The 13436-nt window shown below is 49.8% G+C and carries 1 protein-coding gene; it reads left to right on the top strand.

All coding sequences use genetic code 11. From position 1 onward, the window contains the following. Nucleotide 1: 1 nt before the first annotated feature. Nucleotides 2-13432 carry a type I polyketide synthase gene (locus MHH91_RS09075; RefSeq protein WP_013352336.1) on the top strand — a complete coding sequence of 4477 codons (13431 nt, stop codon included), beginning with the start codon at nt 2-4 and terminating at the stop codon, nt 13430-13432. The last annotated feature ends 4 nt before the right edge of the window (nt 13433-13436 follow it).

The following is a 13436-nucleotide window of genomic DNA, read 5'->3' on the forward strand; positions in this document are numbered from 1 at the left end:
CGTGAAGAACTTCAATAAGCAAATCACTTTATCGCTGAAAAATCCGTTTATTTTCAATCATGACGTGTACGGACAAAAAGTCCTTCCGGGATTGGCTTATATTGATATGTTTTATCAGATTTTCAAAGAGCGCGGCTATTCATACAACGGGCTTCAGCTGCGCCATTTATCCATTTATCAGCCGCTTATTGCGAAAGAAGACAGTGCCGTCAAGCTTACGGTTGAATGTACAGAGGTAAAAGAAGGGCACTGGAAACTTACCGCAAAAGGAGCTGAAGTCAGCGGCGGACGCGTGCAGCCGGACGAACGTATTTACGTCAAAGCGGAAATGCATGAGACGGCTCCCGCGGTATTCAGTGACACGATTGATCTTGACTCTGTGAAGCGTGAGGCGGAACGCACAATCGATTTAAACGAGCTGTATGCACAATGCAGAAGCCAGGAATTGGTTCACAGCGGATATATGAAAGCAGAAGGAGATGTTTTTGAGGAGCGGGACGGCGTCACATTTGATTTATCGCTCGGAAAAGACGCGATGGGACAGGCCGAAGGGTTTTTGTTCCATCCGACTCTCCTTGACGGAAGCGGCGTCGGCGCAAACCTATTGATTTCGTCGCTGTTAAATGGGGAAAAGAGGCTGTTTCTGCCTCTTTTCTATGAATCTTTTACAGCTTCCGAACCTTTGCAGGCCGGCTGCGTCACGAGAATCAAACGTTCATCGCTCCGGCAGGAAAAGGAGCTCATTTACATTACGCTGGAGTTTTTTAACGCATCCGGCCGGAAAGTCGCTGAGCTGAAAGATTTCACAAGCAAGCTCGTGCGGGATGCCGAACTGATCAATACAGACCGAAAGCCTGCTGAGAAGTCTCCTGAAAAAGCGGCTCTGCCGGAAGTTTCGGCATCATTTGAAGACGGACACCCGCATGAGGAAGCAGAGCGGTATGTCAAGAAGCTGATGGCTGAAAAAATGGGCAAGCCGCTTGAACAGATTGATTCTCAGGCCGGCTACTATGAAATGGGGCTGACATCGTCCGGACTGCTTGACGTAGTGGAAACGATCAGCGAAAAAATCGGCGAAACCCTTTCTCCGACTTTGCTGTTTGAATATACGACGGCAGCAGAACTGGCGGCTTTTCTGACTGAGCAGTACGGAAGCTACTTCAGCGCTGCTGCTCCAAAAACGGAGAAGCCGGTTGTGACGCAAACAGAAAAAAGGCGGAAAAGCAGTGTTCCGCAAGATGAAGATATCGCCATTATCGGCATGGCCGGCCGCTATCCGCAGGCCGAAAACATTCACGAATTCTGGGAAAATCTAAAAGAAGGAAAAAACTGTGTCACCGAAATTCCGGAGTCTCGCTGGGACTGGCGCCGCTTTGAAAACGTAAAGTCGCCTTCCGGAAAGACCATTTCAAAATGGGGCGGATTTATTGATGATCCGGACTGCTTTGATCCTCAATTTTTCCGCATTACGCCGCGTGAAGCTGAAACAATGGATCCTCAGGAGCGGCTGTTTTTACAGACATGCTGGGAAACAATTGAGGATGCCGGATATACGCCGAAGTCGCTTGCAGAGGCGCGCGGACGGAATAGAAGACAGCGCGTCGGCGTCTTCGCCGGGGTGATGCACAAGGATTATACATTGGTCGGAGCGGAGGCTTCTTCTGAAGATCATGTATTCCCGCTTTCTCTTAATTATGCGCAAATCGCAAACAGAGTTTCATATTTTTGTAATTTTCACGGACCGAGCATGGCGGTCGATACGGTCTGTTCATCTTCGCTCACTGCGGTTCACCTAGCTGTGGAAAGCATTCGGCGCGGGGAATGTGAATCGGCGATCGCTGGCGGCGTCAACTTATCGCTGCATCCCAATAAATATGTGACATACGGTTTATGGGATATGTTTTCATCAGACGGGGTTTGTCATACGTTCGGGAAAGACGGAGACGGCTATGTCCCGGCTGAGGGAATCGGTGCTGTTTTATTAAAACCGCTGCAGGAAGCGGTAAACGACGGAGACCGGATTTATGCGGTTGTAAAGGGCAGTGCCGTCAATCACGTGGGAACAGTGAGCGGGATTTCCGTGCCGAGTCCTGTCGCTCAAGCCGATTTGATTGAGGAATGTCTGGATAAAGCGGGCATCGATCCGCGCACGGTCAGTTATATTGAGGCGCACGGGACGGGAACTTCTCTAGGTGATCCGATTGAGGTTCAAGGCCTTGTAAAGGCGTTCCGTCAGTATACACAGGATAAGCAGTTCTGTTCCATCGGATCAGTGAAGTCGAATATCGGCCATGCTGAATCGGCGGCGGGCATCAGCGGCTTAACCAAGGTTGCCCTGCAGCTTCACCATAAAACTTTGGTGCCGTCGCTTCATTCCGAAGAACTGAATCCGTATTTAGATTTTGAACAATCACCGTTTTACGTCCAGCATCGTACCGAAGAATGGCATCAGCCTTCAGTGACGGAAAACGGGAGCGAAACAGTGTATCCGCGGCGTGCGGGCATCAGTTCTTTCGGGGCCACAGGTTCAAACGTGCATCTCATTCTGGAGGAATTTATCCCGGAAGAATCACACGGAACAAATGCTGAACCGGCGGAAGAACAGACTTTCATTTTCCCGGTTTCCGCTAAAAGTGAAGAACGGCTTCATGCATATGCGGCGAAGCTGTCTGCCTTTATCCATCCCGATCTGCCCCTTAAGGATCTGGCTTACACGCTTCAGGTCGGGCGTGAGCAGATGGAGGAGCGGGTTGTGTTCACCGCTCAGAATATGACGCAGCTCAAAGAACGACTGAAAGGCTTTCTGGATGGAGACGCGGTCAGCGGATGCTGGCGGAACAGAGCCGATAAAGGCAAACAGGCAGGGCTTGCTCCGGACTTAATACATAAATGGCTTTCTAGCGGAAGTCTGGAGATGATTGCCGAAAAGTGGGCCGGCGGAGGAATGATGGATTGGAATCTCTTATACGGAGAAAACAAACCGAATCGGATCAGCCTGCCGACATATCCGTTTGAAAAAACACGGTATTGGGTGCCAGAGGCGGAAAAAAGAGAAACGGTACTTCAAAAAAATGCCGGCATGCTGCACCCGCTTCTGCATGAAAATGTATCAAACATGTCAGGCGTCCGTTTCAGGACTGCCTTTAGCGGCGGAGAATTTTTCCTGAAAGATCACGTCGTCAAAAACGAACGGACGTTACCGGGCGCCGCTTATCTGGAAATGGTCCGAGCGGCTGCTGAACATGCGGCAGAAATGAAGGAAGAAGGAACAGTCCGCCTGAAACATGTCGTATGGGTGCGTCCGTTTACAGCGACGGACGAAACCGCTGAATTGTATCTCCGCCTTTATGACGAAGAAAATGGGGAGATGGGATTTACGGTTTATGGTGAACCGGCTTCATCAGAACAAGAGCCTGTTCTCTATGCGCAAGGAAGCGCATCGTTTGTCAGAGCGGATGAACCGGCCAAAATAGAGATTGACAAATTGAGAGAATCGCGACGTCTGATCGCGCCTGAAGATTGCTATCAGGCATACAGACAGATGGGGATTGAATACGGGGATGCTCATAAAGCGGTCACGGAAATCTATGCAAAAGACGGCGAAGTGCTCGCAAAGCTCTCACTCCCGTCATCTATTTCTCATACAAAAGATCAATTTGTCCTCCATCCGAGTCTCTTGGATGCGGCATTTCACGCGACGATCGGTTTAATGCTTGACAAAGACGGGACTGACATAAAGCCGATGCTGCCGTTTGCTCTCGAACAGATCGATGTGCTGAAACGCTGTGAAAGCAACATGTGGGTTTCCATTGCGTACAGCGGCGAAAGCAGGCCTGAAGATGCCGTGCAGAAGCTGGATATTGTTTTATGTGACGAACAAGGCCATGTATGTGTGAAGATGACTGGTTATTCAGCGAGAGAAATTGAAACGGATAAAACAGATACACTATTTTTTGAACACATATGGGAAGAGAAGACTGCTTCGCATGAAAAAGCGGCGATCAGTTTCAAAGCCCATCACGTGATGATATCTGATCGGTTTACGGATCAAATGAACAGCATACAGACAGACTTCAGCTGTAACGTTCTCCGTGATCAGCATCAGAGTGAAGACGAACGGTTTGAAACCTGTGCACTTCAGGCTTTTGAAGAAGTGAAGAAAATCCTCGCTTCAAAATCCGGCGGCCGCGAGCTCATCCAGATTGTCGTGCCTCAAGAAGCTGATACGCAGCTCCTTTGCGGCTTAACGGGACTTTTAAAAACAGCGGCGCTGGAAAATCCGAACCTGACGGGCCAATTGATCGAATTGGAGCCGGACATCAAGGCAGACACGCTGACCCGATATTTGAAAGAATGCGGCGCTCATCCTGATGACAAGCATATTCGCTATGAAAACGGCAAGCGCTATGCGGCACAATGGCAGGAAACGGGTCTTGAACCGCTCGGCGCCGAAAAGCCGTGGAAGGATAATGGTGTTTATCTGATCACAGGCGGTGCGGGCGGTCTCGGATTTTTGTTCGCCAAAGAAATCGCTCGGCATGCAAAAAACGCCGTTCTTATTTTAACGGGACGTTCTGTGCTGGATAACCGTAAAAAAGCCCAGCTTCAAGAGCTGTCCGATCTTGGTGCGCAAGCCGTGTACAAACAAACGGACATGACTGATAAACAAGAAGTTCGATCACTCACAGCGGACATCTGTCGGCAGTACGGCGGCTTAAACGGTATCATTCACAGCGCCGGGACGATAAAAGATAACTATATTCTGAAAAAGCACAAAGATGAAATTCGTGATGTGCTGGCGCCGAAAGTCGCCGGACTGGTCCATCTTGACGAAGCGGTTAAGGACATTGAGCTTGATTTTCTGATTCTTTTCTCTTCTGGAGCGGGAAGCGCCGGAAGCGCGGGCCAAGCGGATTATGCGATGGCCAATGCGTTTATGAATGCCTTCAGTGAAAAAAGAAACCGGCAAAAAGCCCGAAATGAACGCTATGGACACACCCTTTCAATCTGCTGGCCGCTCTGGAAGGACGGCGGCATGACGGTTGATGCCGAAACGGAGGCAATGCTGACAAAAGAAAGCGGCATGGTCCCTATGAAAACAGAAAACGGCATTCAAGCTTTGTACCGCGGATGGGCGGCAAAAACATCTCAAGTCATGGTGACGGAAGGCTACGCCGCAAAAATCCGGGCGTTTCTGAAAAGATCAGCGGATGATCAGCAGGACACAGGAAGCGATACCGAAGCGCCGGCTGGCCTTTCATCAGGCGGAGAGAATATGCTTGCAGAAAAAACAGAGCATTTCTTGAAACATGTGCTTTCGGAAGTAACCAAGCTTCCGGTCGGCAAAATTGACGCCAAGGCGCCTATGGAAGATTACGGAATTGATTCTATTATGATTATGCATTTGACGGGCCGGCTGGAAAAGAGCTTCGGTTCATTATCAAAAACATTGTTTTTCGAATATCAGAATATCGAATCGCTGGCGCAATATTTTATGAAAGCACACCGCGACACGCTGCTGGACTTGACCGGGATGAAAACGGAAGAAATCCCTGCAGCCAAACCGTCTCTCCCTGAGAAAACAGAGGTAAAACCTGTTTCCAATCGGGGTGAAGGCAAAAAAGGCTTTGCGGCAGTCCGCACAGACACGCGGAAAAATCAGCAGCTGCCGGAGCGTGAGGATATCGCGATTATCGGTCTGTCAGGCCGGTATCCGCAGGCCGAAAATCTTCAGGAATTTTGGAAGAACTTGAGTGAAGGCGTTGACTGCATAACCGAAATTCCAAGCGATCGCTGGGATCACAGTCTTTATTACGACGCTGATAAAGATAAAGAAGGCAAGACGTACGGAAAATGGGGAGGATTTTTGAAAGACGTGGACAAATTTGATCCGCAATTCTTCTCAATTTCGCCCCGGGATGCAAAATTGATGGACCCGCAGGAGCGGTTATTTCTGCAATGTGTCTACGAAACGATGGAGGATGCCGGTTATACGCGCGGAAAGCTGACCGGAAAATCGGGTGACTTGCTGGGTGCCAATGTCGGTGTTTACGTCGGCGTCATGTATGAAGAATATCAGCTTTACGGAGCCGAAGAACAGGCGCGCGGAAAATCGCTTGCGCTGACTGGAAATCCGTCATCAATTGCGAACAGGGCTTCCTATGTATTCGGTTTTAACGGCCCGAGCATGGCTCTTGACACGATGTGCTCTTCTTCTTTAACAGCCATTCATCTGGCATGCCAAAGCTTGCGGAACGGGGAATGCGAAGCAGCATTTGCCGGGGGCGTCAATGTATCCATCCATCCGAATAAATATTTGATGCTCGGCCAGAACAGATTTTTATCTAGTAAAGGCAGATGTGAAAGTTTCGGAGAAGGCGGAGACGGTTATGTGCCCGGTGAAGGAGTGGGCGCTGTACTCCTTAAGCCGCTTTCTAAAGCGAAAGCGGACGGTGATCATATTTACGGTCTGATCAAAGGAACGGCCGTGAACCATGATGGAAAAACAAACGGGTATTCCGTCCCGAATCCGAACGCCCAAGCCGCAGTGATCAAACAGGCGTTACAAGATGCAGGAACCGATCCGAGGGCGGTCAGCTACATCGAAGCCCACGGCACCGGAACCTCACTCGGCGATCCGATTGAAATCACGGGTCTGACTAAAGTCTTTTCAGAACAGACACAAGATAAACAATTTTGTGCCATCGGCTCAGCGAAATCCAATATCGGGCATTGTGAAAGCGCGGCGGGCATCGCGGGCCTGACGAAGGTGCTTCTGCAAATGAAACACAGAAAGCTTGCACCGTCCCTGCATTCCCGGACGCTTAATCCGAATATTGATTTTCTCAGTACGCCGTTTAAAGTGCAGCAGACGCTTGAAGAGTGGAAACGACCGGTCATCAACGAGAACGGAGTAAATAAAGAACTGCCGAGAACCGCAGGGCTATCCTCTTTCGGAGCCGGCGGCGTCAACGCTCATATTGTCATCGAAGAATATGCCGCTGATGAGGATAAGGAGACGGCTTTTGCCGCACCTCATCCGTCAATGATCGTCCTTTCCGCGAAAAATGAGAATCGGCTTCAAAAACGCGCGAAACGGCTTCTTGATGCACTGCGGAGCGGGCGTTACCGGGAAGCGGATCTGAGCCGGATCGCTTATACGCTTCAAATCGGACGTGAAGCGATGGAAGAGCGCCTCGGCCTGATTGTCAGCAATTTGCGCGAGCTTGAAGAAAAGCTTGACGAATTTACGAGCGGCAAGGATTCAATTGACCAGCTCTACCGCGGACAAGTCAAACAGAATAAAGAAACGATGGCGCTCTTTGCGGCTGATGAGGATATGGAAAAAACCATTGAGGCATGGCTTGAAAAAGGCAAAGCCGCGAAGGTATTAGAGCTTTGGGTGAAGGGTCTTCCGCTGAATTGGGATGTGCTGTATCAAATGGGCAGACCGCGAAAAATCAGTCTCCCGGCTTATCCGTTTGCAAAGGACCGTTATTGGATCGACACATCAGCAGATTTACCTGTCAAAAGACAGGCAGAAACACAGCCGGCGCCGGTTGTGGCGGCGGCCGTCCCGGAACCGGTCATTGAAGCGGCGCCTCTTCACGAGGAGACTGCGAAAGAAAAACCGACAAACATTATGTTGCAGCCTTTGAGCGGCACGGAACCGAAAAGAACCGTATTGTCCGCTTACCGTCCGGCGGTTTCCGCTGAAAAAATAAGTGCCGTATTAACGGAAAGTTTGGCGGACGTTTTATATATGGATGCTGACGATATCGACGCAGACGACACATTTATTGATATCGGTATGGATTCAATAACCGGTCTTGAATGGATAAAGGCCGTCAATAAAACGTACGGCACGTCCCTTACGGTGACGAAAGTATATGATTATCCGACAATCCGCCAGTTTGCGGCCTTCTTGCAGCAAGAGCTCGGAACAGAACCGAACTTTGAGGAAACCGAACCGCAGAAAACAGAGGCGGTGAAAAAACCGTCCAACATAATGCTGCAGCCTGTAACCGCTCAAAAGCAGCCGGTGTTACAGGCCAAGGCGGATATTTTGGAGGCGATGTCTGAAACGGCAGCTTCCGCCGAGCCGGAAGAACCGATTGAACCGATTGAAGCGGTGCATGCAGCGTTATCAAAAGCACTGGCTGATGTATTGTACATGGAACAGCATGATGTAGATATTGATGAGGCTTTTATTGATTTGGGCATGGATTCGATAACCGGTCTTGAATGGATAAAGGCCGTCAATAAACGGTACGGAACGGACTGTAACGTAACGAAAGTGTATGATTACCCGACAATCCGTCAATTCGCCGATTTTCTGCGTACGCAGCCGTCTGTCCGCGGCAGAAAAAAAGAGGCGGTTCCTGTGCGTCCAAAGCCGCTGAAGCAGGAATCTGCCCCGCAGGAGAAACCATCTGCCGGGCCGGACAGATTGACGGTTCAAAAGGAACCTGAACCGGTGCGGGCCAAACGGGAGCCTAAAGACGAGACGGCGGACGCAATCGCCATCGTCGGCATGTCGGGCAAATACCCGGACGCGCCGGATCTTAAGACGTATTGGGACAATTTAGTCCGTGCGAAAAACGCCATTCGCGATATCCCGCTTTCCCGCTGGGATGTAAACAAGTACTATGATCCGGCCTTAAATAAGAAAGGCAAAGTGTACTGCAGATCAATCGGTATGCTTGACGGTATTGAAGAATTTGATCCGCTGTTCTTTAATATTTCTCCGTCTGAAGCGGAACTGATGGACCCGCAGCACCGAATATTTTTACAGGAAGGCTTTAAAGCCTTTGAAGATGCGGGCTACAGCTCAAAAGAATTAAACGGGAAAAATTGCGGCGTTTACTTGGGGATTATGAACAATGAATACGGCATGATGTTAAACAAACATCAGACAGGAGGAAGCGCCACTGGCAACAGTTTCAGCATCGCGGCGGCCCGCCTTCCGTATTATCTCAATTTGAAAGGACCGGCCATTCCGATCGATACGGCATGTTCATCTTCTCTTGTCGGAACTCATTTGGCGCGTCAGGCGCTCTTGAATCATGAAATTGACCTGGCGCTTGTCGGCGGTGTGACCTTGTATCTAACGCCTGAATCATACATCAGCATGTGTGAAGCAGGAATGCTGTCTCCTGACGGCCAATGTAAAGCATTTGATAACAGTGCGAACGGATTTGTGCCTGGTGAGGGCGCGGGGGCGCTCGTGCTGAAGCGGCTGAAAGATGCGGAAGCCGATCAAGACCATATTTACGGAGTCATTATCGGGTCCGGAATTAACCAGGACGGAAAAACAAACGGCATCACCGCGCCGAGCGCGAAAAGCCAAATGGATTTAGAGCGTCAAGTGTATGAAGCGCACAACATCCACCCTGAGAGCATCACCTATGCGGAAATGCACGGCACCGGCACAAAGCAGGGGGATCCGATTGAATTAGAAGCTTTATCTTCTGTATTCAAGGAAAAAACGGACCGCAAACAATTTTGCGCCATCGGTTCGGTTAAATCAAATATCGGACATACCTCTGCGGCGGCAGGCGTAGCAAGTGTGCAGAAAGTTCTGCTGTCGATGAAGCATCAGAAGCTCGTGCCGACTCTTCATTTCAGCACGCCGAATGAACATTTTGATTTCGATGACTCGCCTTTATTTGTCAATACTGAAGTGAAACCTTGGGAATCCGGCGGAACACCGCGGCGGGCCTGTGTCAGCTCATTCGGCTACAGCGGCACAAACGCTCATCTCGTCATTGAAGAGTATCAGCCGAAAGACAGGGGCCGCCGTAAGCCTGATGAGACAAACATTTTTGTGCTGTCGGCCAAAAAAGCGCCGCAGGTAAAAGCCTATGCCGAGTCGATGATCGATTTTGCAAAGGCCAATCAGGATATCCATCTTTCAGATATGGCGTATACACTTCAAACCGGACGTGATCCAATGGATTACCGTCTTGCGGTTACAGCGAATTCGAGAGAAGAGCTGATCAGCCGTTTAACCGATTTTGTAAACGGCAAAATGGGTGAAGGGATATATGAAGCTCACGTCAAAACGGCAAAAAAAGAAATCAAAGCATTTGAAACGGACGATGATCTGAAGCTGCTTGTCAAATCATGGTTCGATAAGAAAAAATACGGCAATTTAGCGGAATTGTGGGCCAAAGGGCTTCAGGTGGACTGGAACAAGCTCTATCAGGACGAAAAACCCCGCAGAATCAGTCTGCCGGCTTACCCGTTTGCAAAGGAGCCGTACTGGCTGCCTGAGCCGAAAGCCGTATCGCAGAGTACGGAAGACCGGCGCGAGGCTGTGCTTTTAGAAAAGCAGTGGGTTCCGTGTGAGATTGAGTCGGCCGGCGGCAACATCGGCAAGAAGGTCATGATTCTGGCTGACAGTAGGACAAGGTGGCTTGCCGAAGAGACTGCGAAGTATTTCGCTGACTCTTTCATTCTCCCGATTGATTCCGCCGATACCGGAGAGGCCGATTGGAATCACATAGATGGCGCGATCGATCTGACGGGATGCGGTGACGAAGACCTTTCTTCAGAAGGGCTCAGCCGTCTCCAGATTCTGATTGATACAAGCCGCCGGCAAGCGCGGCCGCTGATGCTGCTATATGTAACTAAAGGCTTGGAGCCGTTTCAGCAGAAAACGATTCACCTTGCAGGAGCAGAAAAAAGCGGCCTGTACAGAATGCTGCAAAATGAGTATCAAAACGTGACTTCAAGACACATGGACGCCGATACTGATACGGATCAGCAGACGCTTGCCAAACAGATTGCAGATGAATATTCGGCGGACAGCACAGAACCGGAAGTCTGCCGCCGAAACGGACAGAGATACCGTGCTTTATTCAGGGAGATTCCAAAACGGGAGCCATCAGAACATAAGCCCGTAACGTTCCCTGAAGACCATGTGCTTTTCATTACCGGAGGGACGAGAGGACTCGGTCTTTTATGCGCCCGCCATTTCATAGAAAAACACGGCGTGAAAAAAGTAGTGCTGACAGGCAGGGAGCCGATTCCTCCACGTCATGAACGATCAGCCGTTCATACACGGATAAAAGAGAAAATTCGGGCGATTGAAGAGCTCGAAGCAAAAGGCGTGCAAGTGGCAGTGCTCAGTATGAAATTGTCTGACCGTGTTGCCGTAGCAGCGGAAATTGAAACGATCCGGCGCACGATGGGGCCGATCGGCGGCGTCATTCACTGTGCGGGATCTGTTAATTCAGTAAACCCGGCGTTTATCAGAAAGACTGCGGATGACATACAAGAAGTGCTTGAGCCGAAAGTCGCCGGGCTTCAAACATTAAGCAGCCTTTTTACAAATGATCCTTTACAATTCTTTGTCTTATTTTCATCAGTATCTGCGGTCGTTCCGGCGCTTGCGGCGGGACAGTCGGATTATGCGATGGCAAATGGGTATATGGATTATTTCGCTTCGGCTCATCAGCATCAATACCCGATGGTCAGCATTCAATGGCCGAATTGGAAGGAAACCGGATTGGGTGAAGTCCGCACAGAAAGCCTGAAGCAAACCGGGCTGTTAGGACTGACTAATGCAGAAGGGCTTGACTTGCTTGACCGCATTTTGTCTGAAAACATCCGCCCGGCCGTTCTGCCGGCCATCGTTGATCGAAGCGAATGGCACCCTGACAAGCTGCTCTGTCAAAAGAAAAAGCAAAAAGAGGCTGAAGCCGAATCAAACGGCCAAATCGAGGTAAAACAATCAGGCTCAGACCTTCTTCTTGATACGAAGGAGTGGCTTGTGAAATTGTTTTCGGATGAACTGAAAATCGCTCCGGATGAACTGGAAACAGACGAACCGTTTCAGGATTACGGAGTTGATTCGATCATTTTAGCCCAGCTGTTGCAGCAAATGAATCAAGCTCTCAAAGAGGACTTAGATCCGTCTGTTTTATATGAACATCCGACGATTGACGCGTTTGCCGAATGGCTCGTATCAAACGGGCAGCCGCTGTTTACAGAAAGGAAGGAATCTAATACAGAACCCGCGGTTTCTGATGCCGTACAAACGGTTCACACTGAACAAAAGCGTTTTGCCGAAAGTGAAGACATTGCCGTTGTCGGAATGAGCTGCCGCTTTCCGGGAGCTGAATCATTAGAACAATATTGGGATTTGCTGAGATGCGGAAGGTCTGCAATCGGTTCAGTGCCAAAGGAGCGATTCGGATATGCAAATCAATATGTTGCAGGATTGATTGAAAGTATGAATCACTTTGATTCCGAATTCTTTTTCATTCCGGAAAACGATGCGAAAGCGATGGATCCCCAGGCATTGGCGGTGTTGGAAGAGAGCTTAAGGCTTTGGTGCCATGCCGGCTATACCCGTGAAGAAATCAAGGGCATGGAGGCCGGTGTGTACATCGGAGGCCGCAGCCAGCATCAGCCTGATCCTGAAAGTCTTGCGAATACGCGCAATCCGATCGTTGCGGGCGGGCAGAACTATTTAGCGGCAAACGTTTCGCAATTTTTTGATCTGCGCGGGCCGAGCATCGTGCTTGATACGGCTTGTTCATCAGCTTTGACAGGAATGAATATGGCCGTTCAGGCACTGAGAAGCGGCGATATTAAAGCAGCGGTAGTCGGCGGCGTCAGCCTGCTGAACACGGATGCGGCGCACCGGATGTTCCAAGAGCGCGGGCTGTTAAACGAGAAACCGTCCTTTCATGTATTTGACAAGCGGTCAGGCGGAGTTGTCCTCGGAGAAGGCGTCGGCATGGTGCTGTTAAAAACGGTAAGCCAGGCGCAAAAAGACGGTGACACGATACACGCAGTCATTAAGGCCGCCGCTATGAACAATGACGGCAGAACGGCAGGACCGTCAGCCCCTAATATGCAGGCGCAAAAAGACGTCATGCAAAGCGCGCTTTTAAAAAGCGGCAAAAAGCCGGAAGACATCACTTATATCGAAGCGAACGGATCGGGTTCTGCGGTGACTGATTTACTTGAGCTGAAGGCGATTCAATCCGTATACCGCTCTGATCAGCATGTCCCGCTCGGAATTGGGTCAATCAAGCCGAACATCGGGCATCCGCTTTGCGCAGAAGGGATCGCAAGCTTCATTAAAGTCGTATTAATGCTGAAACATAGACAAACGGTTCCATTTCTCTCAGGAGATGAACCGATGCCGCATTTTGATATAACAAAGACAGATTTTTATTTTCAAAAGACAGCGGGCGAATGGGATGCAGCCAAACCGTGCGCAGCCATCAACTGCTTTGCCGACGGCGGAACGAACGCCCACATCATTCTGGAAGCTTGGGAAGAAAAAGATACCCGATTAAAAAGAAAGCCGCTGCCGGTACCGTCTTTAAGACGGAAGGCTCTGGTAAAAGAATCTGCCGTACAGGTGAAACAAGAGCTTCCTGCGAAAAAAATGTTCTGGAAAGCATTTAATTGAGAGA

Source organism: Bacillus sp. FSL K6-2819 (assembly GCF_038008305.1).
Classification (GTDB): Bacteria; Bacillota; Bacilli; order Bacillales; family Bacillaceae; genus Bacillus; species Bacillus amyloliquefaciens.